We start from the raw sequence: 23,069 nt of genomic DNA, 5'->3' as shown, positions 1-23,069 counted from the left end.
CGAACCTGATCGCGAGCAAGCTCGCTCCTACAAGGACGGTCCGCGGGGGCGATGGTTCAGGGAAAAATCAGGCACACTGCGCCTTCATGCACAAGGAGCCCCGGGATGCTCAAGACCCTGGCAGTGGCCAACTACCGCTCGATCAACAAACTGGTGATTCCGCTGGCGCGGCTGAACCTGATCACCGGTCCCAACGGCAGCGGCAAATCCAACCTGTACAAGGCCCTGCGCCTGCTGGCGGAAACCGCCCGGGGCGGGGTGGTCAATGCGCTGGCCAGCGAAGGCGGCCTGGAGTCGACCTTCTGGGCCGGGCCGGAACAGATCAGCCGGCGCATGAGCCGTGGCGAGGTGGCGATCCAGGGCGGGCCACGGAAAACCGTGAAGCGTTTGCAGCTGGGCTTTACCGGCGAGGATTTCGGTTATTCGATCGGCCTGGGGCTGCCGGACTCCAGCGGTCATTTCATGCTGCCCGGGCATAGCATGCCGATTCCGTCGCGCTTCACCCTCGACCCGCGGATCAAGCGCGAGAGCATCTGGAGCGGGCCGGTGTATCGCCCGGCCAGTGTGCTGGTGGATCGCCAGGGACCGATGGTGCGGGCCCGCCAGGGGCGGCAGTGGGAAGTGCTGGCGCAGCACACCTCCAGCGGCGACAGCCTGTTCGACCAGGTCGGCAACCTGCGTTCGTCGCCCGAAGTCCTGCATTTGCGCGAGCAGATTCGTGGCTGGCGTTTCTACGATCACTTCCGTACCGACAGCCAGGCCCCCGCGCGCCGGCCGCAGCTGGGCACTCGCACGCCGGTGCTGCACCACGACGGCCGCGACCTGGCGGCGGCGTTGCAAACCATCATCGAGGTGGGCGATCAGCAGGCGTTGCGCGAGACCATCAGCGACGCCTTTCCCGGGTCGCGGCTGGAGATCGATGCGGTGCCGGGCGGGCTGTTCGGCGTGCAGTTTCATCAGGACGGTTTGCTGCGGCCGCTGTCGGCGGCGGAGCTGTCGGACGGCACCCTGCGCTACCTGCTGCTGGTCGCCGCCCTGCTGACGCCACGGCCACCGACGCTGATGGTGCTCAACGAACCGGAAACCAGCCTGCACCCGGACCTGCTGCCGGCCTTGGCGCGCCTGATCATCCGGGCTTCGCGGCAGTGCCAGGTGTGGGTGGTGTCCCATGCCAGCCGGCTGATCGCCGCCCTGCAGCAGGACCCTGAGTGCAATTCCATCGTGCTGGAGAAGAATTTCGGCCAGACCGAAATCGTCGGCCAGGGCATGCTCGACGAGCCGGCATGGCATTGGCCGGATTGAGCGGCCTCAGAAGCATCGCGGGCAAGCCTCGCTCCCACAGGGTGCGGGCGATGCTTGCCGGCATGGTCGAATGCAATCCCTGTAGCCGCTGCCGCAGGCTGCGATAGGGCCGCAGGCCCTCCAGCGTCAGGAGGGTCGCCGCGACCGTTCCGGTCGATCGCAGCCTACGGCAGCGGCTACAGGGATCAGGCGGCGACTGTCACCCCTGCCACTTGCCGCCTTCGACAATCACGCTTTGCGGCTGGGTGTCGTCGCTCAGTTCCTTGCGCACGTACTGGTCGTAGAGCTTGAGCAGGTACTTGTCCTCGCCCAGCCTGGCCAGTTCGGCGTTGACCCAGTCGCGCAGTTCGATATTGCCCTTCTTCACCGCCGGGGCGATCGGTGCCTGTTCCCCCAGGGTCTGCGGCAGTACGCGGTAGCCCGGGTTCTGCTTGGACCAGCTGAACAGGATCAGGTTGTCCTGGGCATAGGCATCGCCGCGACCGCTGGCCAGGGCCTGCAGGGACTCGGTGTTTTTCTCGAACTTCAGCAGTTTCCAGTCCGGGTGGTTCTTGGTCAGCCAGATATCGGCGGTGGTGCCGGTGGTGACGATGGTGGTGCGGCTCGCCAGGTCATCCAGGTTCTTCACTTCGCTGCCATTCGGCACCAGGGCCTGCACCGCGACCTTGAGGTTGGGGTTGGTGAACTCCACCGCTTCCTTGCGCTCCGGGGTGACGGTCATGTTGGCCAGGATCAGGTCGACCTTGTCGCTCTGCAGGAACGGAATGCGGCTGGCCGGCTCCACCGCGACGAACTCCACCTTGTTCTCGTCGCCCAGCAGGTCCTTGGCGAATTGCCGCCCGATATCGGTATCGAAGCCCACGTAGCGACCGGTCTCGTCGACGAAACCGAACGGCGGCTTGTCGGTGAATACGCCGACGATCAGCTTGTCGCGGGCCTTGATCTTGTCCAGGTAACCGGCTGCCGGGGCAGCGCTGGCGCCGACCGCGGGCTTGGGTGTCTCGGTGGTTTTATCGCAGCCGGCCAGCAGCGCGAGGCCGAACAGCGGGAGTAGCAGTAGCGAAGACTTGGCAGTTTTCATAAGAGCTCCAGTTCCTTTGCAGGGATCTTTTTGGGCAGTGCTTCAACGAAGGAGAATTTCTCCAGGAACTGCTGCGCTCGTGCGGTCCGCGGGTTCGTAAAGAAGGTCTCGGGAGGGTGTTGTTCGAGGATGCGCCCGGCATCCATGAACACGATGCGGTCGGCCACCGCGCGGGCGAAGGCCATTTCGTGGGTGACGATCAGCAGGGTCATGCCGTCCCGGGCCAGGCCCTGGATCACTTGCAGCACTTCCTTGACCATTTCCGGGTCCAGCGCCGCGGTGACCTCGTCGAACAGCATCACCTGCGGGTTCATGCACAACGAACGGACGATGGCGATGCGTTGCTGCTGGCCGCCGGAGAGCTGGCGCGGGAAGGCATCGCGTTTGTCCAGAAGGCCCACTCGTTCGAGCAGCGCCTCGGCCTGGGCGCGGGCTTCGCGACGGTCGCGCTTCTGCACCTTGAGCGGGCCGAGCAGGATGTTGTCGAGCACGCTCATGTGCGGGAACAGGTGGTAACTCTGGAACACCATGCCGATGTCCTGGCGCACCTGGCGCCAGTCGGTGGCCTTGTCCAGCAGCTCGCGGCCGGCGAACCTCAGGTGGCCGCCGTGGGCCTTTTCCAGGCCGTTGAGGCAGCGCAGCAAGGTGGACTTGCCGCAGCCGCTGGGGCCGAGAATCACCACCACCTCGCCCTGGGCGACCTTGAGGTCGATGTCCTTGAGCACCTGCTGTTCGCCGAAGAACTTGTTGAAACCCTGGAACTCGATCAGTGCGCTCATGCTTGCGTCCAGCGCCGCTCCAGCACGCGCGAGGCGGCCGACAACGGGTAGCAGATAAAGAAGAAAAACAGGAACAGGGCACCGTAGATCAGCACCGATTCGTAGGTGCGCTCGATGATCTGCTGGCCGACCTTGATCACGTCCACCACGCCGATCAGCACCGCCAGCGAGCTGGTCTTGATGATCCGCGTGTAGACGTTGATGGTCGGCGGCGTCATGCGTTTCAGCGCCTGCGGCAGCAGCACATGGCCGTACAGCTGCGGGCCGGACAGGCCGATCGACAGCCCCGCCTCGCGCTGGCCACGGGGCAGCGAATGCAGGGCGCCACGCACCACCTCGCCGACTTCGCTGGCGCCCCACAGCGACAGCACCAGCACTGCGCAGGTGAAGCTGGGAATGCTGATGCCGAAGAAGATCGGGAAGCCGAAGAACAACAGGTACAGCCAGACCAGCACCGGGATCGCCCGGAACAGCTCCAGGTAGAGGCGCAGCACGGCGTTCAACCATTTGTGGTCGAGGGTCCGCAGCACGCCGTAGAGCACGCCGCCGAGGGTGCCGAAGGCGATGCTCAGCAGGGAGATCGACAGGGTCTGCGCGGCGCCCTTGCCCAGTTGCGGCAAAGACGCCCAGAGCAGTTCAAGACCCGAACTGGCCATGCTGCAACCTCCTTTCCAGACGGCTGAGCAACAGCGACAGCGGCAAGAACAGCAGCACGCAGATCAGCGTGAGCACGGCGAGCATTTCATAAGTCTTGTAGTAGAGGGCGATGTAGCTCTTGGTGGTGTAGAGAATCTCCGGCACCGCCACCGCCGAGACCACGGTGGTTTCCTTGAGCAGGAAGATGAAATTGGCGAACAGCGACGGCAGGCTGAGGATCCCGGCTTGCGGCAGGATCACATGGCGCAGCAGCTGCCAGTGCGACAGGCCGATGGAGCGGCCCGACTCCAACTGGGCCGTCGGCACCGCTTCGACGCCGGCGCGCAGCACCTCGGTGAGGTAGGCACCGCCGAGAAAGGTCAGGGTGACGATCGCCGCGGCGAACCCGGAAATCTTCAATCCCAGCGCCGGCAGGGCGAAGTAGACGAAGAACAGCTGGATCAGCAGCGGGGTGTTGCGCGCCAGCTCCACGTACAGCCCGATCAGGCGCTGCAGGTAAGGGGTGCGGAACACCAGGATCGTGGCGTTGATCAGGGCCACCAGCAGGGAGGTGGCGATGGCGATCAGGCCGACCTGCAAGGTCACGCCCACGGCCTTGAGGAAGGCCGGCAGCGTACTGAGGATAAAGGCGTAGTCGAGGGTCATGGCAATCCTGGACGCCGCTGGGGTACAGCGGCGGTGGTGCAGTCCATTGGGTGGTGGGTAAACCACCCGGCAGGCATCGACTTTAAAGCTATAAAAACAATAATTTAAATACCGTTAAAGCATATTGATATCACCCAAAAAACTAACCTGTGGGGTTTGCCATGCGCGCCTGGGCCGGCTACTTTTCTGACGCCGTCAGAGATTTTTCTGATCCCAAGGAATGGACAACCGGCACCCGACTCCAACGGGCCGACACCTACAAGGACGATAAGAACAATGACCGACCTCGATACCCCGCAACCTCTCGATCCGCAGGACATCGTCAAATGGCTGAAGGCCCTGTGCCGGGCCATGAAGCCTTCCTGAATATACGACCCTGCCGATACACCGCGGCGCCTGGATCGCGAGCAAGCTTCGCTCCTACAAAAGCGCCAAAACCCCGTACGACACAAAACCTGTAGGAGCGAGCTTGCTCGCGATAGCGGCCTCGCTGACACAGCGCATCGCCCATAACGCAGGCAATAAAAAACGCCGATGCTGTAACAGCCATCGGCGCTTAAACCTTGAAGGGGTTTGTACGACTTAAGCGTAGTCCATCAGAAGGCCGGCAATACCGCGCCGCTATATTTCTTCGCGATGAATTCTTTCACTTGCGGGCTGGTCAGGGCCTTAGCCAGTTTCTGGATGGCGGCGCTGTCCTTGTTGTCCGGACGGGACACCAGGAAGTTCACGTACGGCGAATCGGCACCCTCGATCACCAGCGCATCCTTGGCCGGGTTCAGGCCAGCTTCCAGGGCGTAGTTGGTGTTGATCATGTCCAGGTCGACCTGGTCCAGCACGCGCGGCAGCAGGGCCGATTCCAGTTCCTTGAACTTGAAGTTGTGCGGGTTCTTGGCGATGTCTTTCGGGGTCGCCAGGGCGTTTTTCGGGTCCTTGAGCTCGATCAGGCCGGCCTTCTGCAGCAGGATCAGGGCACGGCCGCTGTTGCTGCCTTCGTTCGGAATGGCGATGGTCGCGCCGTCTTTCAGTTCGGCCAGGGTTTTGACTTTCTTCGAGTAACCGCCGAAAGGTTCGACGTGCACGCCGATCACGGTCACCAGGTTGGTGCCTTTGCCTTCGTTGAAGCTCTTCAGGTACGGCAGGGTCTGGAAGTAGTTGGCGTCCAGACGCTTCTGGTCGACCTGCACGTTCGGCTGCACGTAATCGGTGAAGACTTTGATTTCCAGGTCCACGCCTTCCTTGGCCAGGGTCGGCTTGATCAGCTCGAGGATCTCGGCGTGCGGCACTGGCGTGGCCGCCACTACCAGTTTCTCGCCAGCCTGGGCCAGACCGGCAGCCAGGGCAGCCGCCAGTGCGGTGAACAACAGAACCTTTTTCATGCAGTGTCCTTATGAGTCGTGAGTGACGACGGCTTTTGTAATGAAGGTGCCAGCGAAGTGCTATCTCTGGCGTGGAGCGGACAATACCGGGATTTTTTATGCCTTAACAATATCTTTTATTCACGTTGATATTCCATTTTGCTCATACAGGAGCGGACCGCTCTAGCCCGCACCCGGGGCACTCCACAAGCCCCTGTAGCCGCTGCCGCAGGCTGCGAACGACCGGAACGGTCGCGGCGATTTGGTTGACGCAGGAGGGCCTTCGGCCCTATCGCAGCCTGCGGCAGCGGCTACAGGGGCGGGAGCGTGATCAGATCACACCATGTTGCTTAAGAAGGTGCTTCAGCGCCTGCAACTCGGCGGCGGAACCGTCCGCGATCAAGCCCTTCAATTGTTGATCCACCCGTTCCAGCCGCGACAGCTGTGGCGGCAGGTTCAGGTGCTCCGGCAGGATCTCCTCGCCACTGCTGACCAGCAGGGCAAAGTGGATGACGTTCTCCAGCTCGCGGGTGTTGCCCGGCCAGCTGTACTGCTCCAGCACCTGCTGGGCGGCTTCGCTGATCAGCGGCACCGGCAGGTCCAGGCGCTGGCTGTAGATACCGAGGAAATACTCGGCCAACGACAGGATGTCGCCGACCCGCTCGCGCAGCGCCGGCAGCTCCAGGTGGCCCTCGCCCAGGTAGTGATACAGCCGCTCATGGAACTTGCCCGCCGCCACCGCCTGGGCCAGGTCGATGCTGGTAGCCGCCACCAGGCGCACATCCACCGGGCTCGGCTGATGGGCGCCGACCCGGGTCACCTCATGGTTTTCCAGGGCCGCGAGCAGTTTGATCTGGATCGGCAGCGGCAAGTCGCCGATCTCGTCCAGGTACAGGGTGCCGCCATTGGCCGAACCGAACCAGCCGGCGCGGCTGCTGGCCGAACCGCTGAAAGTACCGGCAGCGTAGCCGAACAGTTCGGCGTCGGCGTAGGCCTTGCTGATGGCGCCGCAGTTGACCGACACGAACAGGCCGCTGCGGTCGCTGGCGCGGTGGATATGCCGGGCCAGCAGCTCCTTGCCGCTGCCGGTTTCGCCGCGGATCAACACCGAGATCGCCCGTGGCGCCAGCTGTTCCAGCTCCTGGCGCAACTGCCGCGAACGGGGATCGACGAACACCAGCGCCTTGGCGCGGATACTCAGCGGGCTTTTTTCAGCATCGGGAAAGGTCAACAGCGGCTGACCGAAAGACTCATGCAGGCTCATGGCAGACTCCCGCCCAAATCCGCTGGCAGGCGGGGGCGTTTAACAAAAAGAAAAAATCAGGCGCGGCGCAGGGAATGCTGTTCCATGCGGTTTTGCAGGCGGTAGAGATAAGCGAAACCCTGCTCCCAGCGCTGGTGACCGGACTTGACGTTGATATGCCCGGCACCGGACAGGATCCCCGCCTCCGCGCCCCAGTGGCGGGCCAGTTCCAGGGCACGCGGCGCACTGATGGCGCTGTCGTTGTCGGAGCTGACCACCTGGCTCGGGAACGGCAACAGGTCGCTGGGGATCGGCGCGAAATTGCGCAGCGCCGGCGCGCAGGCCGGACGCTCGACATCCGCCGGCGCCACCAGCAACGCCCCACGCACCTGGCGCAAGGCACTGACCGGCGCATGGGCGGCCCAGTGCGCGACGGTGATGCAGCCCAGGCTGTGGGCAATCAGGATCACTGGGGTGCTGTCGGCGGCAATCGCCTCGGCCAGCGCCGCGACCCAGTCTTCGCGCCGGGGCGTCAGCCAGTCGGCCTGCTCCACCCGCGCACTGTTCGGCAGGCTGTTCTGCCAGTGGCTTTGCCAATGATCTTCTGGCGATCCTTGCCAGCCCGGCACAATCAGGTAGCGAATTGATTCGTTGCGCATGGGGGAGCTCTCCTGCGTGTCTGTTCCCGATCGAGTATAGGGACGAGAGTTATATCCGTTAAGGAATAAGAAGCTATTTATTAAGGCCCATAAAGAATATAAAGGAGAACCTGTACCCAGGCTGTACGAACGCTGGCGTTCAGGCCGGCAAACCGCAGTGCCTGCATCGCGAGCGATGCTCGCTCCTACAGTTTCGTGGCTTTTGTAGGAGCGAGCTGGCTCGCGATGGTGTCCGTCCAGGCAACCGCGCGGGGCCAAAGCGCAGGCAAAAAAAAGGCCGCACCCTGCCAAGGAGACGGCCTGAAAAGTCGTGGCTTACAACACTGGGTCAGCGGGCGGTGATCACCGACAGCCTGGTGATACCGGCACGCTCGATGGAGGCCATGGCACGGGCCACTTCGCCGTAGTTGACGCCGTCGTCCGCCTGCAACTGCACGCGCACTTGCGGGTCCTTGGCCTTGGCCGCCTGAAGATGGGTTTCCAAAAGATCCGGCTGGATCTCGTCCTTGTTGATAAAGAGTTTGCCGGCGCCGTCGATGCTCACCACCAGCGGGTCCTTCTGCTCCACCGGCGCCACGGCCTCGGTCTTGGGCAGGTTGATCGGAATCGCATTGGTCAGCAGCGGCGCGGTGACGATGAACACCACCAGCAGTACCAGCATCACGTCCACCAACGGCGTGACATTGATCTCGCTCAGTACCTCATCGCTGTCCTGGGTCGAGAAGGCCATGTCAGGACGCCTCCTTCACTTTCTGTACGCCACCCTGGGCCACGGCCTTGTGCGCGGTCGGGTGGATCAGCACGCGGAACGAACTCTTCTGCGCCAGGCTGTAGAAGTCATGGGCGAAGTCATCGAGGTCGGCGGCGGTCAGCTTCAGGCGCCGCAGGAAATAGTTGTAAACCAGCACCGCCGGCACCGCGACGGCGATCCCCACGCCGGTGGCGACCAGCGCCGCACCAATCGGCCCGGCCACGGTTTCCAGGCTCGCCGAGCCCGCCGCGCTGATACCTTTCAGGGCTTCCATGATCCCCCACACGGTGCCGAACAGGCCGATGAAGGGCGAGGTGCTGCCGATACTGGCGACCACCGCCAGGCCGGTTTCCAGCGAACGCCGCTCACGGACGATCTGCTGGCGCAGGGCGCGCTCCAGGCGGTCCTGATGATTGATCGCCTGGCTCAGGTCCGCTGCGTGCGCGGTGTCGCCGACCTGGATCGCCGCGTAGCCGGCCTGGGCCACGCGAGCGGCGGCGCCGGGCTGGGTTTCGCTGAGTTCGGCCGCCGAGTCGAGGCTGGAGGCGGCCCAGAACTGTTTATGGAACTTGCGATCCTGGGCCTTGAGGCGGGCGAACTGCGCGCCCTTGAGCAGGGCCAGGCCCCAGGTGGCCACGGAAAAGACCGCCAGCAGCCAGATCACCGCGCTTTCGATGGATTCGAGTGGAGATGCCAATAACGTCATGTTCTTTTCCCTCTGTATGACCCTTGTAAGAGCGAGCGTGCTCGCGATAGCGCCTGGCGCAGGCTCAATGAATCTTGAAATCGATGGGTACGCTGACCCAGCCGTCCTGGGCGACATCACCCTGCTTGGCCGGCACGAAACTCCAGCGCTTGACTGCCGATAACGCCGCGTCATCGAGCGGCTGGCGACCGCTGCTTTTCTGGATCTGGATCTCGCCGGGCTTGCCGCTGGCCAGTACATGCACCCGCAGCAACACCGTGCCTTCCCAACCGCGACGCAGGGCCAGCGACGGGTATTCCGGCGCCGGGTTCTTCAGGTACGCGGCATTCGCCGAAGCCGCGGTCACGGGCACCGGGGCCGGTGGCGCGGGCGGTGCCGGAGTGGCGACAGGCGCGGCCGGTTGTGGCGGCGCGGGCTGTTGCTGGACCGGTTTGGGCTCAGGCTTGGGGAGCGGTTTCGGCTTGGGTTGCGGCTTGGGAATCGGCTTGGGCGGTGGCGGCTTGACCGCCAGTTCGTCCTCCACCGGCGGCGGTGGCTCCACCACCGGCTGTACCGGTTGCGGTGGCGGCGACTCGACCAGCGGCGGCGCCGGCCGGGAAAACTCGATGGTCATCGGCGGAATTTCCGGTGGCACGATCGGCAATACCGGGGTCGGCTTCTGGCTGATCCAGTAGATCACCGCACCGTGCAACAGCAGGGCAATCACCCCGAGCGCAATCGCCTCGCGCCGCCGCAGCCCGGCCTTGGGTGCCTTCTGCAAGCGCAACTGGCCCAGCGGCAAGCGATGCGGCCGGCCGAGGTCGACCAAATCGCCGCTCGGCGCCTGGCGCCACAGCACCTCATGTGCCCTGGCGGCGGTCTGGACATTGCCCATTGATTAACTCCCTGCAGTCTTTTGCGAATAACCCGACCCGCACCTGCGAACTCCCTCGGAGCAGCGTCGAGGGCTGAATGATTGGCGCCAGACACTTATCTCCGAAAGTAATTTTTAAAGTTATAAATAGATCAAAAGTGAATATTGAAACCTGAGTTTTCGCGCAAAACCGCGCCAATCAAGGGCTGCAGCGGTACGCCTCGGAAGGCATGCTTTTCAGGTATTAGAAATATTCGCCAAAGGCATTAAAAACATCCTTAAAGACTTGGCGAACACACCGCCGTGATCCGCGAAACAGGATCAGGAAAGATCAGAAAGAGGAAAAAGCGCTAACGGCGGGCGAAACTAGGCAGAAAGGTCAAAAGTCCAAAAAATTATTTAAAGCAATAGAAGTTCAAGAATATAAAACGGCTCGATCGTTAAAATCGAGCCGTTATCCATACAACGAATTTCCCTGGGATATTACTGCTTGAGGAATTCGCCACTCAGGCCGACCACATCACCGCTGAAGTTGGTACGCCCGCCCGAAGCCCGCAGCCGCGCGTAATTGTGATCTGGCGAGAACAGTGCCCAAGCCTGATAGCCATAGCCGTCGTTATAGGCGGAAAAACTGATGATGGTGGGCTGGCCGGTGCTGTTCTGGAAATGGTAGTGACCGGTGACGCTGTACTTCACACCCGCCTGGGTGAGCTCGCCGCTGAAGGAGCCGTTGGAGTCGTTACCGTCGGTCACGACCAGCCGGGCGTCGGCGTTGGAGTTTACGTAAGTTCCATTAATGCTCGACATGATGCGGTTTCCTTATGTCGTTGAAGTATCGTCCAATGAACGTGAGTTTCTCCTGAAGACTCACAACAAGCAGCATGGTCGGCAATTAAAAGTCTGTCCACGGCGAACAGCACTTCTTATTCGACGAAATTGCTATATCCCTCATCCGTTGATGACATAACTGATTTCTCAACTAACAGCCGTTATACCCAATGGCAATTACCCGTACTCAAACCTTCAGTGCCTGGCTCTCGCACAGCGCCAGCAACTGGTTCTCCAGGGCCTTGCCAGCGCGGCTCAACCCGCTGCGGCCATACAGCGCCAGGCGCACGCCCTGGATGTCCGGCAAGCCGCTGGCGCCATCGAGCACGCGGTGCCCGGCGGCCACCACTCGCACCGGCAGCAGGCTGATGCCCAACCCCGCCGCCACCGCCGAGCAGACGCTGGCCAGGCTGGCGCTGGAGTAGCCGATGCGCCAGCGCCAGCCGCCGACTTCGAGGTGATGGAGCATTTCATGGCGATACAGCCCGCCCACCGGGAAGGCCACCAGCGGCAACGGATCGCGGCCAAAGGCCGGGGTGGTGCGGCTGTCGACCCAGCACAGGGGTTCCGGCCACGACGCCAGGCAGTCGTCGCTGGCGCCCATCTGCTTGACCAGCAACAGGTCGAATTCGCCGCGTCGATAGAGTCGGGTCAACTCCGGGCCCAACCCGCTGGTGACCTCCAGGCGCACGCCGGGATGCTCCTGGCCAAAGCGCGACAACAATGGCATCAGCCGCTCGGCGGCGAAGTCTTCCGGCACCCCGAGGCGCAGCACGCCTTCGCTCTGCTGGTGCAGCAAGACATCGCTGGCCTCTTCGTTGAGGGCCAGGATGCGCCGCGCATAGCCCAGCAGACGCTCGCCCTCGGCGGTGGCCACCACCCGGCGCTGGTCGCGGTCGAGCAACTGGCAGTCCAGGCTCTCCTCCAGCCGACGCACCTGCTGGCTGACAGTGGACTGGGTGAGGTGCAGGCGCTCGGCGGCGCGGGTGAAGTTGGCGCAGTCGACGACGGCGACAAAGCTGCGCAGCAGCACAGGATCGAACATGGCAGCACCATTCTCAATGCCACTGATTGGCATGGTTATATTTAATTTCAGAATACATCAGGGCCTGACCATACTCGGCGTTCATTTACCGCACAGGGAGCCTGATGCCATGCGTTACCTGTCTTGCAAACACGCTGTCCTGGCAGTCTGTCTGTTCGTGGTGGGGGTGGTGATGGCAAAGGATAACGAGCTGCTCGAGGCGGTCCGCGACGGGCAGTTGCCCAAGGTCCAGGCGCTGCTCCGACAAGGCGTGGACGTCAACGTGCGCGGCCTGGACGGCAGCAGCCCGTTGCTGCTCGCCACCGCCGCCAACCAGGTCGAGATCGCCCGGGCGCTGATCGAGGCCGGCGCCGACGTCAACCAGAAGAACCTGATCCACGACAGCCCTTACCTGCTGGCCGGCGCCAGCGGGCGTAATGCCATCCTGCAACTGACCCTGGCCCACGGCGCCGACCTGAAAAGCACCAACCGCTACGGCGGTACTGCGCTGATCCCGGCCTGCGAGCGTGGGCATGTCGACACCGTGCGCCTGCTGATCGCGGCCGGCGTCGACCTCGACCACGTCAATCGCCTGGGCTGGACCTGCCTGATGGAAGCCATAGTGCTGGCCGATGGCGGCCCGGCGCACCAGCAGATAGTCGCCCAGTTGATCGCCGCCGGCGCCGACCTGAACCTGCCGGACAACGCTGGCCTGAGCCCTCTGCAACAGGCGGAAAAACGCGGCCAGACCGCCATCGCCAAACTGCTGCGGGACGCCGGCGCGTCCTGATGTGTGCCTCAAGGAGCTCCCATGAAAGACGATCAGGATTACCTGCAACGCGCCGTCGAACTGGCCCGGCAGAATGTCGCGGCCGGCGGCCGGCCGTTTGGCGCGGTGCTGGTGCGCGACGGCCAGGTGCTGGCCGAGGCGGTCAACCAGCTCCACCTGAGCCAGGACCCCACCGCCCACGCCGAACTGTTGGCCATCCGGGTCGCCAGCCAGCGGCTCGGGCCACGCCTGGACGGCTGCGTGATCTATGCCAGCGGCCAGCCCTGCCCCATGTGTTTGAGCGCCATGTACCTGTGCGGTGTGGCGCGCGCGGTGTTCGCCGCGGACAACGCCAGCGCCGCGCCCTTCGGCCTGTCCACGGCGGCGATCTACGAGCAACTGGCCCAGCCGTTGGCGGCGCAGCGCTTGCCGGTGCAGCACCTGCCGCAAGTGGCGATGAACGAGATCTACCGCGACTGGCAGGCGCGCCATGCCGCTCGCTGAGTCGCGCCTGCGCCGCCTCGGCGGCTGGGCCCTGTTGATCGCCCTGGGGCTCAACCTGCGGCCGATCATCAGCTCCATCAGCCCGCTGCTGATGGAGATTCGTGGCGCCACCGGCATGGGCTTCCAGAGCAGTGCCTGGCTCACCAGCCTGCCGGTGGTCTGCATGGGCCTGGTGGCCTTGCTCGGGGTGCGCCTGGAGTCCCGCCTGGGAGAACGGCGCGGCGTCGCCCTCGGCCTGTTGATGATCCTCTGCGCCTGCCTGGCGCGGTTGCTCTGCGACCAGGCCGGCGCCCTGCTCGCCACGGCCCTGCTCGGCGGTGCCGGCGTGGCCTTGATCCAGGCGCTGGTGCCGGCGCTGATCAAACGCCAATTCCAGCAACGGGTAGCCCTGGCCATGGGCATTTATTCGGCTTCGCTGATGGGCGGCGGCGGCCTCGCGGCGCTGCTCAGCCCGCATGTCGCCACACACTTCGCCCATTGGCAGGCCGGGCTCGGCGTGTGGTTGCTGCCGGCGCTGGCGGCCCTGCTGCTGTGGTGGCTGCTGCCGTTCGCCAGGCCGGGCCAGCACCCCGAAACGCCCTCCAGCAGTCTGTGGCGCAACCGTCGGGCCTGGTTGCTGGCGCTGTACTTCGGCCTGGTCAACTGCGGCTACATGAGCATGGTCGCCTGGCTGCCGGCCTATTACCTGCAACTGGGCTGGAGCGCGACCCAGAGCGGCTCGCTGCTGGCGTTCATGACCCTCTTCCAGGTCATTGCCGCGCTGTCGATGCCCGCCCTGGCGCAGCGCCAGAGCGACCGCCGGCCACTGCTCGCCATCAGCCTGAGCGCCCAGGCCCTGGGCTTCGGCGGCCTGGTGTTGTGGCCGCTACAGGCCCCGCAGCTGTGGGTGGCGCTGATCGGCTTCGGCCTCGGCGCCTGTTTTGCCCTGAGCCTGATCCTCACCCTCGACCACCGTCGCGACCCACGGCAAGCCGGGCAACTGGCGGCCTTCGTGCAAGGGGTGGGATTCCTGATCAACGCCGTGTCGCCGTGGATGACCGGCTGGCTGCGGGAGCTCACCGGCAGCTTCATCAGCGCCTGGTGGGTACTGATCCTGACCGTGCTGGCCATGCTGGTGCTGACCCGGGTATTCAGCCCCTCCAGCTACCGGGAGTCGCCGTCGACAAGCCTGGCGCCACAACCGATACCCACGGGAAGCGTCTCGACCGCGCCCTGACAAGGCCTATGGCCATCATGCGCAACTTCTTGCGCACCCGACTGTGGATAACTCTGTGAATAGATACTCGGAAGCCTGATAGACCGTGACTCATAGCCGAGTGCGCAACTTCTTGCACAGCACTGCGCAAGAAGTTGCGCACTTTCAGCGGCTTTCGCCCGGGAAATACTTTCACCGATGTTCAAAATCACCTGAAGCCTTTGATCCATAAGGCGCTTCCCGCTCCTGGCACGCTCCTTGATATCTACCTCGGCACCCAACCGGGCGATCCGTCCCACCGGGCACCTTTATTTTTTAGCAAGGAGAGCATCCATGGCAACACCAGCGTATATGTCCATCACCGGCACCAAACAAGGCCTGATCACCGCCGGTGCCTTCACCGCTGACTCCGTTGGCAACACCTACCAGGAAGGCCACGAAGACCAGGTCATGGTTCAGGGCTTCCAGCACGAAGTGATCATCCCGCGTGACCCGCAGTCCGGCCAGCCAACCGGCCAGCGCGTGCACAAACCTGTGGTCATCACCAAAGTATTCGACAAGGCTTCGCCACTGCTGCTGGCGGCCCTGACCTCCGGTGAGCGCCTGACCAAGATCGAAATCCAGTGGTACCGCACCTCCGCTGCCGGCACCCAGGAGCACTACTACACCACCACCCTGGAAGACGCGATCATCGTCGACATCAAAGACTACATGCACAACTGCCAGGACCCATCGAACTCGCACTTCACCCACCTGGAAGACGTGCACTTCACCTACCGCAAAATCACCTGGACCCACGAAGTCTCCGGTACTTCCGGTTCCGACGACTGGCGTTCCCCGGTCGCGGGCTAAGTCCGGCCGACCGTTACACCCACATCGGCCAGCTCTGCTGGTCGATGTTGTTTACGCCATAAGGGATTTCTTGCGTTCGTCGGCGCCCGGCCCCGGGCTCGACCCACGCGGCAGTACTGCACGAGGAACAAGGGATGTTCGCGCCGGCCAATCAGACTCACTTCAGCCTGACCATCGAGGGGCTTTCGAACGACCTCCAGGTCCTGTCCTTCACCGGACGGGAAGCCATCAGCCAGCCCTTTGCCTTCGAGGTCGAGCTGGTCAGCGCCCAGGCCGCCCTGGACCTGGAAAGCCTGCTGCACAAGCCGGCCTTCCTGCAGCTGGCAGCGAACGGCACCGGCATCCATGGGCAGATCTACCGCGTCGCCCAGGGCGATTCCGGCAAGCGCCTGACCCGCTACTCGGTGACCGTGCGCCCGCACCTGGCCTACCTCGCGCACCGCATCAACCAACGCATCTTCCAGAACCTCACGGTGCCGAAAATCATCGGCCAGGTCCTCGAAGAACACGGCATCCAAAGTAACGCCTACCAATTCCAGCTGGGTTCGATCTATCCCGAGCGCAACTACTGCGTGCAGTACGACGAATCGGACCTGCATTTCATCCAGCGCCTGTGCGAGGAAGAAGGGATCCACTACCACTTCCAGCACAGCGCCGACAGCCACACCATCGTCTTCGGCGACGACCAGACGGTGTTCCCGAAACTGGCGCCGGTGGCCTATCAGCAAGACTCCGGCATGGTCGCCAGCGACCCGGTGATCAAGCGCTTCGACCTGCGCCTGGAAGCCCGCACCAGCCGCACCACGCGCCGCGACTATGACTTCGAGAAACCGCGCCTGACCCTGGAGAGCGACGCCAAGAGCGAGTTCAAGCCGGACCTCGAGGACTACGACTACCCCGGCCGCTTCGTCGATCGCGAACGCGGCAAGCACCTGGCCAAGCGCGCCCTGGAACGCCATCGCAGCGACTACCAGTTGGCCGAAGGCAAGAGCGACCAGCCGCTGCTGGTCAGCGGGCATTTCCTGGCCCTGACCGCACACCCCAAGGCCAAATGGAACGACCTCTGGCTGCTCACCGAGATCGTCCACGAAGGCAAGCAGCCGCAGGTGCTGGAAGAGTCGGTGACCAGCGACACCACCGCCCTGAAGGACGACTTCCACCAGGGCTACCGCAACCGCTTCCAGGCCACGCCCTGGGACGTGCCCAACCGCCCGCCGCTGCTGCATCCGAAGCCGCGCATCCTCGGCAGCCAGAGCGCGGTGGTCACCGGGCCCAAGGGCGAAGAGATCCACTGCGACCCGTACGGCCGGGTCAAGGTGCAGTTCCACTGGGACCGCGAAGGCCAGTCGGACGACAAGACCAGCTGCTGGCTGCGCGTGTCCTCGGCCTGGGCCGGCGCCCAGTACGGCGGCATCGCCATCCCGCGGATCGGCATGGAAGTGCTGGTGACCTTCCTCGAGGGCGACCCCGACCAGCCCTTGATCAGCGGCTGCCTGTACCACAAGGAAAACGTCGTCCCCTACGAGTTGCCGGCGAACAAGACCCGCAGCACCTTCAAGACCCTCAGCTCCCCCGGTGGTGGCGGCTATAACGAGCTGCGCATCGAGGACAAGAAGGGCCAGGAACAGATCTTCCTGCACGCCCAGCGCGACTGGGACGAGAACGTCGAGCACGACCAGAAGATCCGCGTCGGCAACGAACGCCACGACACGGTCGAGGCCAACAGCTACAGCGAGTTCAAGGCCGAGGAACACCACACCGTGCACGCCGACCGCAAGGTCGAAGCCCGCGCCAGCGACCACCTCACCGTCGGCGCCAACCAGCACATCAAGATCGGCACCGGGCAGTTCATCGAAGCCGGCCAGGAGATCCACCTCAATGCCGGGGTGAAAGTGGTGCTCGAAGCCGGCAGCGAACTGACCCTCAAGGGCGGCGGCAGCTTCGTCAAACTCGACGCCGGTGGCGTGACCATCAGCGGCCCGCAGGTCAAGGTCAACTCCGGCGGCGGCCCGGGCAGCGGCTCCGGCGCCGCGCCGCTGATGCCCGGCGTGTTGAAGCAGGCCGACGCCGACAAGGCCGGCGCCCTGCTGACCCCGGCGCAAATCAACACCCTCAAACGCAACGCGCCTTTCTGCGAAGAGTGCGAAAAGTGCAAGGACGGTGCCTGTGCCATCTAATCGCCTGACACCCCAAGCCTGGCTCGCCCAGCAGCCACTGCACGCCGACGAACGCCTGTACCTGATGATCAGCAACGCCAGCGACGCCGGCCCGCTCAAGGATTTCTACCAGACCCAGGGCGCCAGCGGCCTGACCCCGATCTGGAACGGCACCCCCTACGCCGACTGGCAGCCGGTGATGCCCTACCTCGCCGAACTCAAGCCTAACGCCCCCTTCCTCGACTGGATCGCCAGCACCGACGCCGACGACTGGGGTTGGCTGGCCGTCTCCAGTTGCGAACCGGACGTGGTATTCGAACACCTGCGCAGCCTGACCCAGGTGAAGATGCCAGATGGGGCAGAAGTGTTTTTCAGGTTTTGGGATGGGCGGCATATCTATCCGATTCTGGAAGGGTTGGGCGAAGACGCCCCGCAAGTCCTGCCCATATTCGACCGCTACCTGATCAATGGCCGGGCATTGAGTACTGGCCAAGGCGTAGTCAAGCCACCCAAACCATTCCCCTGGTGGGAAGTGCCGGAAGTGCTGATCAAGAAGCTCGCCGAGGACGACCCGAGCACAGTGATTGACAACATGATGCAGTGGCTGCTGGAAGACCACGCCGAGCTGTATTTCTCGTTCCCCGAATCCAACCTGCGGCAGAAGGTCACGCGTTTCGTAAAACGCACCCCGCTCACGGAAGAAAACTACACCGGGCTATTGAAAGCCCACTTGGAAAATGAGGTGGTTGCATGAGCATTTTGTTGGGTGAATTCGCCATCAACCTGACGGCTAAACAACCGGATGCTCAAGCCATCATCCGCGATTTCAAGAAATGCCTGGCCGACTACCGTGCCCACGCCGAAGCCTGGTACGGCGGCGTGCTGGACGCCGAACAGCAGTTCCAGGTCGGCGACGAAGTAGCCACCCAGGACAAGGACAGCAAAAGCAGCGCCGACCTTTACGCGAACTGCCCGGCCAACGGCAAGCTCAAGCTGGTGCACAGTTTTGAATCTGCGCGTTTTGTGCCGATCGGTAATACGCCGGTACGCCTGGTGCCGGTGGTCGACGGCATGCTGTACGGCAAGAACGAAGCCGGTGCTGCCATCAACGTCACCATCGGCCCCAGCGGCATCAAGGAAGTCACGGGGCTCAAGCCCAACCAGCAATACAAGATCACCTTCTTCCCCAACCCGACCCGGGCGCAGATCGACTCGCTGTTCAACTCCTATCAGGGCGTGATCGGCGACTTGAGCGGCTGGCTACAAACCGAATGGAGCACCGACTTCCTGCCGCTGTGGCAGGCCCATAGCAGTGCGTCCATAGGCGGTCGGGCGATGCAACAACTGGAGGCGGCGTGGAAAGGTTTCCTCAAGGCAATCATGGGTTTGTGGGGCGATATCAAAAGCCTCTACAACCTGGTGGCCCATCCTCGGGAAAACTACCAGAAGCTGAAGAAGTTCTTCACCGAGGAGGAAATCAAAAAGATCTACAACGCCTCGAAAGACGCCATCCACACCGCTTTGCTGATTGCCAGCGACGAGCCACTGATGTGGATCTACGTGGCAGCGATTGTCGCCTGGGTGAAGATGCTGCCACCGCAAACCTGCATGGAAGTGTTGGCCGAACTGACCACTGAAGTGCTGCTGAACATCCTGATCGGTATTGTGCTCACCGGCGGTATTGGTCTGGCCGTGCGGGTCGGCACCAAGGCACTCAAGGCTACGCAAAACAGCGGCAAAGTGCTGAAGCTGATCGAAGACTTCACTTCCCTGCTGATGAAAACCAGCAAGAAGAACGCAGCCGGTCACACTGAAACGGCCAGGCCTTTGCTGCTCAATGGCAACGCGGCGTTGAACCCCGGTCGCAAGGCCAGCGTAGAGATCGCCCCGCCCAAACCCGCAGCAACGGCTACAGCCCCCAAGCAGAAGCCGAAAGTCTCGGGCGGCACCGTGGAAACCGATGCGCAGATCCAGGCGCGCGGCAAGAAACAAGCCACCACCCGGGCCGAGCAGAAAGAGCCTGTCAGTGACGCCCCCAAGCAGTCTACAAACCCGGCGGATAAACCAGCGCAGTGCACAAAAAACACTCGCTGCGAAGGCGACCCCATCTCGATGGTCACTGGTGAGGAACTGCTGACCCTCACCGACGGAGAACTCGATGGCCTGCTGCCCCTGGAATGGACGCGTCTGTATCGCACCAGCGCGGTGGAAATCGACAATCGCCTGGGCTTCGGCTGGAGCCACTCGCTGTCCCATCGTTTGCAAATCAACGATGAAGACGTGCTGTGGACCGATAATGAAAACCGCCAGACCCACTTCCCGATGCCGACCGAACAGCGTCCGGCCATTACCAATAGCCTGGCCGAGGCCGCGATTTTCCTGGGCGATGCTCCGGGCGAACTGATCCTGACTCAGGCCGGGCAAGGCGCGCGCTTCTATCACTTCCGTGCCGGGCGCCTGACCACCATCAGCGATGCCTATGGCAACCAGCTGCACGTCAGCTACGACCTGGTCGACCGCATCCAGCGCATTGATAATGGCGCAGGTCGCTCCCTGTTTTTGCGTTACGACGACCGCCATATCGCTGCAGTCGACTATCAGCAGCAGCGTCCCGACTACAACGAACAGGGTGAACGCCAGGATCCCTGGCTGACGGTCCAGACCCTGGTCAGCTATCAGTACAACGCACGCAATCAGTTGATCAGTGCCACCAATGCCGTGGGTGAAATAGAACGCTATCGCTATGACGAGCAGCATGTCATTCAGGAACGCCAACTGGCCGGTGGTGCGAGCTTCCGCTGGGAGTGGGAACACGAAGGCAAGGCAGCTCGTTGTATCCGCCAGTGGTCCAACCTATCGCAGATCGATGCGCGCTATTTGTGGGACGACGAAGGTACGGTCACCGTTATCAACGCCGATGGCAGCGAACAGGTCTACGTGCACGACGAGAATGCGCGGCTGATCAGCCAGACCACCCCTGACGGTGCAGAAACGCAAAAAGCCTACGATGAAAAAGGCCGCCTGATCGCCGAAAAAGACCCTCTCGGGGCCATTACCGCATACGAGTACAGCGAGGCCGGGCGCCTGATCGCCGTGATTCCTCCAGAGGACGAGTCCACCTATTACAACTACTTCGACGGTCATCTCATCGAAGTTCGACGCGGCAATGCGCAGTGGAAATACGAACGTAACGACCAGGGCGACATCACCCAACAAACCGACCCCCACGGTAACAAAACCCACTACCGCTACGACCGCCAGGGCCGCCTGCTGGAAATCAGCCACCCCGACGGCAGCCGTCATCAACTGGGCTGGAACGGCCTCGGCCAGCTACTGGAAGAACGCCTGCCCGACGGCGGCCAGCGTAAATACCGTTACGACGCTCTCGGCCGACAGATCACCCGCCAGGACGAGAGCGGCGCCATCACCCAGTACCGGTGGGACGCCGCCAACCGCCTGGCGCAGATCACCCTGCCCGGTGGTGCGACCCGGGCCTTCAGCTACAACGCCTACGGCAAAGTCACCGCCGAACGCGACGAGTTGGGCCGCATCACCCGCTACGAATACGCCGACAACCTGCACCTGGTCAGCCGCCGCATCAACCCGGACGGCAGCCAGTTGCGTTATCGCTACGACAACGCGCGCCTGCTGCTCACTGACATCGAGAACGAGCGTGGCGAGCAGTACCACCTGGATTACTACCCCAACGGCCTGATCCAGCAGGAAACCGGCTTCGACGGACGCCGCACCGCCTACGCCTACGACCTCAACGGCAACCTGCTGAAGAAAACCGAATTCGGCGACGACGGCAGCGAATTGGTCACCGAGTACCAGCGCGATGCCGCTGGCCGCCTGCTGGTGAAAACCCTGGCCGATGGCGAAGAGATTCACTACCGCTACGACGCCCTCGGGCGCCTGGTGAGTGTCGACGACGGCCACTGGCCGCTGGCTTACGAATATGACCTGCAAGACCGCCTGATCACCGAACACCAGGGCTGGGGCACCCTGCGCTACGAATACGACAAGCTCGGCCAGCTCAGCCATTGTCGCCTGCCCGATGGCAGCAAGCTCGACTACCGCCACGCACCGGGCGGGCAACTGAGCAGCATCGACCTCAACGGTTCGCGCCTGACCAGCCACCAGTTCAATGCCGGCCGCGAACAGAAACGCCAGCAGGGCCTGCTGCTCAGCCAGTACCAGTACGACGAGCAAGGCCGCCTGCAGGCCCACAGCGTCAGCCAGCAACAGCACGGCCAGCACCGCAACCTCTACCGCCGCGCCTATGCCTACGACGCCAACGGCAACCTCGCCGGCATCGACGACAGCCGCAAGGGCAACCTGCGTTATCACTACGACCCGCTGGATCGGTTGATCAACGTACGGGGTGCAACACCAGAGAGCTTCGCCCACGACCCAGCCGGTAACCTGCTCGGTCAAGGCGACCAGCCCGCGGCCAACCTGGCCAACGTCAAAGGTAACCGCCTGCTGATGCAAGGCGACCGTCACTACGACTACGACGCCTTCGGCAACCTCAGCCGCGAACGCCGCGGCGCAGGCCAGAAGCTGGTCACCGAATATCAGTACGACTGCCAGCACCGGCTGATTGGCGTCAGCTTGCCGGGTGGCAGCACCGCCACCTACCAGTACGACGCCTTCGGCCGCCGCATCGCCAAGACCGTCGATGGCCGCACCACCGAGTTCCTATGGCAAGGCGAACAACTGATCGCCGAGAGCGCTGAAAATCGCTACCGCACTTATATCTATGAACCCGGCACCTTCCGTCCGCTGGCCATGCTTGATGGCGAAGGCCCGACCCAGGCCACGCCGTTCTACTACCAGCTCGACCACTTGGGTACGCCGCAGGAGCTGACCGCCTATAGCGGCGAGATCATGTGGTCGGCGAAGTACCGCGCTTACGGCAATCTGGCCGCGCTGGACGTTTCCGAAATCGACAATCCGCTGCGCTTCCAGGGGCAGTATTTCGATACGGAAACCGGACTGCACTACAACCGCCATCGCTACTACAATCCAAGCTCTGGACGGTTCTTGACGCCGGACCCGATCAAGTTGGCGGGTGGGCTGAACAACTACCAGTACGTGCCTAACCCTACGGGGTGGGTGGATCCGTTGGGACTGAGCTGCCTAGGACAGGGCGGTGGTAAATCAGGAGGCCCGGAAAATCCTGCAGCTAAGGCGGCAGCGAATGAAGGGGCTCCAAAAGCTCCTGCTCCTCAAATGACAGCGGAACAGCGGCGAGCAAGAATTGAGGAACTGTCTGAGGCAAATGCGAAGCGACGGGTTCAGGAGTTTGAAACCAAGTACGACATGCACACTATCGGAAAGCATGGGCCAGATATCCCTGATGCCGTAATGAAGCAAAGAGCAATTGATGGAACCGATCCCATTACTGGCAGAAGAGGCAGAAGAAATTCAAGCTCTCAGTTCAATAGCTGGAAACTGCAAATGCATGCGATCAACGAAGCCACTACCCGAGTGAAACGTGGTTTGCCTGCTCATACAGGAGTTGATGCAAATGATAACCCTATAGTCAGAATTGAACAGCCGGGCTCTGGCAAAGGTTATAAACCAAACAGACGAGATGAGCAGAATCCAATCCGGGTCGACCCGATGAATGGTGCTGAAATAAAGTTTGACCCGGACGATCCGAGCCGGCCTTATACCGCATTCCCAACAAAGGAGAGATAAG

General features: G+C 62.8%; 20 protein-coding genes. 8 read left to right on the top strand and 12 right to left on the bottom strand.

Features of this window, described 5'->3' with window-relative positions; genetic code table 11:
- Positions 1-105: 105 nt before the first annotated feature.
- On the top strand, positions 106-1,302 hold the full coding sequence (locus IF690_RS02310) for an AAA family ATPase (RefSeq protein ID WP_202698687.1): 1,197 nt from the start codon (positions 106-108) through the stop codon (positions 1,300-1,302).
- 199 nt (positions 1,303-1,501) lie between these two features.
- Here the strand turns inward: IF690_RS02310 and IF690_RS02305 are convergent, their stop codons facing one another.
- The 12 genes from IF690_RS02305 to IF690_RS02250 form a co-directional block, all read right to left on the bottom strand.
- Positions 1,502-2,383: a transporter substrate-binding domain-containing protein gene (locus tag IF690_RS02305; RefSeq protein ID WP_202698686.1), complete on the bottom strand. Its 882-nt coding sequence runs from the start codon at positions 2,381-2,383 to the stop codon at positions 1,502-1,504.
- Positions 2,380-3,162 carry an amino acid ABC transporter ATP-binding protein gene (locus IF690_RS02300; RefSeq protein WP_202698685.1) on the bottom strand — a complete coding sequence of 261 codons (783 nt, stop codon included), beginning with the start codon at positions 3,160-3,162 and terminating at the stop codon, positions 2,380-2,382. The genes IF690_RS02305 and IF690_RS02300 overlap by 4 nt, the downstream gene beginning before the upstream one ends.
- Positions 3,159-3,818: an amino acid ABC transporter permease gene (locus IF690_RS02295; RefSeq protein WP_202698684.1), complete on the bottom strand. Its 660-nt coding sequence runs from the start codon at positions 3,816-3,818 to the stop codon at positions 3,159-3,161. Before IF690_RS02295 ends, IF690_RS02300 begins: the two co-directional genes overlap by 4 nt.
- Positions 3,799-4,464 (bottom strand): amino acid ABC transporter permease, encoded by a 666-nt coding sequence (locus IF690_RS02290; RefSeq protein WP_202698683.1) that lies wholly within the window; start codon positions 4,462-4,464, stop codon positions 3,799-3,801. Before IF690_RS02290 ends, IF690_RS02295 begins: the two co-directional genes overlap by 20 nt.
- A 596-nt stretch (positions 4,465-5,060) precedes the next feature.
- Entirely contained in the window at positions 5,061-5,843 is a 783-nt protein-coding gene (locus tag IF690_RS02285) for a MetQ/NlpA family ABC transporter substrate-binding protein (RefSeq protein WP_202698682.1), read from the bottom strand.
- Between the two features lie 310 nt (positions 5,844-6,153).
- A complete protein-coding gene (locus tag IF690_RS02280) occupies positions 6,154-7,086 on the bottom strand; it encodes a sigma 54-interacting transcriptional regulator (protein WP_202698681.1) in 933 nt (310 codons plus the stop codon).
- 56 nt (positions 7,087-7,142) lie between these two features.
- Positions 7,143-7,724, bottom strand: coding sequence for an alpha/beta hydrolase (locus tag IF690_RS02275; RefSeq protein WP_025808481.1), 582 nt, complete (start codon positions 7,722-7,724; stop codon positions 7,143-7,145).
- Positions 7,725-8,052: 328 nt separating this feature from the next.
- Positions 8,053-8,454, bottom strand: coding sequence for an ExbD/TolR family protein (locus tag IF690_RS02270; RefSeq protein ID WP_202698680.1), 402 nt, complete (start codon positions 8,452-8,454; stop codon positions 8,053-8,055).
- Position 8,455: 1 nt separating this feature from the next.
- Entirely contained in the window at positions 8,456-9,181 is a 726-nt protein-coding gene (locus IF690_RS02265) for a MotA/TolQ/ExbB proton channel family protein (RefSeq protein ID WP_202698679.1), read from the bottom strand.
- Between the two features lie 64 nt (positions 9,182-9,245).
- Entirely contained in the window at positions 9,246-10,055 is an 810-nt protein-coding gene (locus IF690_RS02260) for an energy transducer TonB (RefSeq protein WP_202698678.1), read from the bottom strand.
- Between the two features lie 462 nt (positions 10,056-10,517).
- Positions 10,518-10,841 (bottom strand): hypothetical protein, encoded by a 324-nt coding sequence (locus IF690_RS02255; RefSeq protein ID WP_023969973.1) that lies wholly within the window; start codon positions 10,839-10,841, stop codon positions 10,518-10,520.
- Positions 10,842-11,049: 208 nt separating this feature from the next.
- Positions 11,050-11,907 carry a LysR family transcriptional regulator gene (locus IF690_RS02250; RefSeq protein ID WP_202698677.1) on the bottom strand — a complete coding sequence of 286 codons (858 nt, stop codon included), beginning with the start codon at positions 11,905-11,907 and terminating at the stop codon, positions 11,050-11,052.
- A 109-nt stretch (positions 11,908-12,016) separates the two neighbouring features.
- Between IF690_RS02250 and IF690_RS02245 the strand changes: the two genes are divergently transcribed.
- The 7 genes from IF690_RS02245 to IF690_RS02215 all read left to right on the top strand — a co-directional run bounded on the left by IF690_RS02245 (position 12,017) and on the right by IF690_RS02215 (position 23,068).
- The gene (locus IF690_RS02245) at positions 12,017-12,676 is read left to right on the top strand and encodes an ankyrin repeat domain-containing protein (RefSeq protein WP_202698676.1); all 660 of its coding nucleotides are present in this window, start codon (positions 12,017-12,019) and stop codon (positions 12,674-12,676) included.
- A 21-nt stretch (positions 12,677-12,697) separates the two neighbouring features.
- A complete protein-coding gene (locus tag IF690_RS02240) occupies positions 12,698-13,159 on the top strand; it encodes a nucleoside deaminase (protein WP_202698675.1) in 462 nt (153 codons plus the stop codon).
- The gene (locus IF690_RS02235) at positions 13,146-14,375 is read left to right on the top strand and encodes a CynX/NimT family MFS transporter (protein ID WP_202698674.1); all 1,230 of its coding nucleotides are present in this window, start codon (positions 13,146-13,148) and stop codon (positions 14,373-14,375) included. The genes IF690_RS02240 and IF690_RS02235 overlap by 14 nt, the downstream gene beginning before the upstream one ends.
- A gap of 312 nt (positions 14,376-14,687) precedes the next feature.
- Entirely contained in the window at positions 14,688-15,206 is a 519-nt protein-coding gene (locus IF690_RS02230; protein WP_007925756.1) for an Hcp family type VI secretion system effector, read from the top strand.
- A 134-nt stretch (positions 15,207-15,340) separates the two neighbouring features.
- Positions 15,341-17,383 (top strand): type VI secretion system Vgr family protein, encoded by a 2,043-nt coding sequence (locus tag IF690_RS02225; RefSeq protein ID WP_202698673.1) that lies wholly within the window; start codon positions 15,341-15,343, stop codon positions 17,381-17,383.
- A complete protein-coding gene (locus IF690_RS02220; RefSeq protein WP_202698672.1) occupies positions 17,373-18,116 on the top strand; it encodes a DUF4123 domain-containing protein in 744 nt (247 codons plus the stop codon). The genes IF690_RS02225 and IF690_RS02220 overlap by 11 nt, the downstream gene beginning before the upstream one ends.
- Positions 18,113-23,068, top strand: a complete 4,956-nt coding sequence (locus IF690_RS02215) for an RHS repeat-associated core domain-containing protein (protein ID WP_202698671.1) — start codon at positions 18,113-18,115, stop codon at positions 23,066-23,068. The genes IF690_RS02220 and IF690_RS02215 overlap by 4 nt, the downstream gene beginning before the upstream one ends.
- Position 23,069: the final 1 nt, after the last annotated feature.

It is taken from the genome of Pseudomonas sp. SK3(2021) (genome assembly GCF_016772375.1).
Taxonomy (GTDB): Bacteria; Pseudomonadota; Gammaproteobacteria; order Pseudomonadales; family Pseudomonadaceae; genus Aquipseudomonas; species Aquipseudomonas chlororaphis_I.
The sequence above is the reverse complement of the archived record's forward strand: the minus strand, read 5'-3'. Positions and strand labels throughout refer to the sequence as shown.

Excerpts from the sequence above, each read along its gene's own strand:
- IF690_RS02295 (WP_202698684.1), bottom strand. The coding sequence starts at position 3,818 with ATGGCCAGTTCGGGTCTTGAACTGCTCTGGGCGTCTTTGCCGCAACTG.
- IF690_RS02260 (WP_202698678.1), bottom strand. The coding sequence starts at position 10,055 with ATGGGCAATGTCCAGACCGCCGCCAGGGCACATGAGGTGCTGTGGCGC.
- IF690_RS02280 (WP_202698681.1), bottom strand. The coding sequence starts at position 7,086 with ATGAGCCTGCATGAGTCTTTCGGTCAGCCGCTGTTGACCTTTCCCGAT.
- IF690_RS02275 (WP_025808481.1), bottom strand. The coding sequence starts at position 7,724 with ATGCGCAACGAATCAATTCGCTACCTGATTGTGCCGGGCTGGCAAGGA.
- IF690_RS02215 (WP_202698671.1), top strand. The coding sequence starts at position 18,113 with ATGAGCATTTTGTTGGGTGAATTCGCCATCAACCTGACGGCTAAACAA.
- IF690_RS02250 (WP_202698677.1), bottom strand. The coding sequence starts at position 11,907 with ATGTTCGATCCTGTGCTGCTGCGCAGCTTTGTCGCCGTCGTCGACTGC.
- IF690_RS02310 (WP_202698687.1), top strand. The coding sequence starts at position 106 with ATGCTCAAGACCCTGGCAGTGGCCAACTACCGCTCGATCAACAAACTG.
- IF690_RS02270 (WP_202698680.1), bottom strand. The coding sequence starts at position 8,454 with ATGGCCTTCTCGACCCAGGACAGCGATGAGGTACTGAGCGAGATCAAT.
- IF690_RS02290 (WP_202698683.1), bottom strand. The coding sequence starts at position 4,464 with ATGACCCTCGACTACGCCTTTATCCTCAGTACGCTGCCGGCCTTCCTC.
- IF690_RS02245 (WP_202698676.1), top strand. The coding sequence starts at position 12,017 with ATGCGTTACCTGTCTTGCAAACACGCTGTCCTGGCAGTCTGTCTGTTC.
- IF690_RS02300 (WP_202698685.1), bottom strand. The coding sequence starts at position 3,162 with ATGAGCGCACTGATCGAGTTCCAGGGTTTCAACAAGTTCTTCGGCGAA.
- IF690_RS02285 (WP_202698682.1), bottom strand. The coding sequence starts at position 5,843 with ATGAAAAAGGTTCTGTTGTTCACCGCACTGGCGGCTGCCCTGGCTGCC.
- IF690_RS02225 (WP_202698673.1), top strand. The coding sequence starts at position 15,341 with ATGTTCGCGCCGGCCAATCAGACTCACTTCAGCCTGACCATCGAGGGG.
- IF690_RS02240 (WP_202698675.1), top strand. The coding sequence starts at position 12,698 with ATGAAAGACGATCAGGATTACCTGCAACGCGCCGTCGAACTGGCCCGG.
- IF690_RS02230 (WP_007925756.1), top strand. The coding sequence starts at position 14,688 with ATGGCAACACCAGCGTATATGTCCATCACCGGCACCAAACAAGGCCTG.
- IF690_RS02265 (WP_202698679.1), bottom strand. The coding sequence starts at position 9,181 with ATGACGTTATTGGCATCTCCACTCGAATCCATCGAAAGCGCGGTGATC.
- IF690_RS02305 (WP_202698686.1), bottom strand. The coding sequence starts at position 2,383 with ATGAAAACTGCCAAGTCTTCGCTACTGCTACTCCCGCTGTTCGGCCTC.
- IF690_RS02255 (WP_023969973.1), bottom strand. The coding sequence starts at position 10,841 with ATGTCGAGCATTAATGGAACTTACGTAAACTCCAACGCCGACGCCCGG.
- IF690_RS02235 (WP_202698674.1), top strand. The coding sequence starts at position 13,146 with ATGCCGCTCGCTGAGTCGCGCCTGCGCCGCCTCGGCGGCTGGGCCCTG.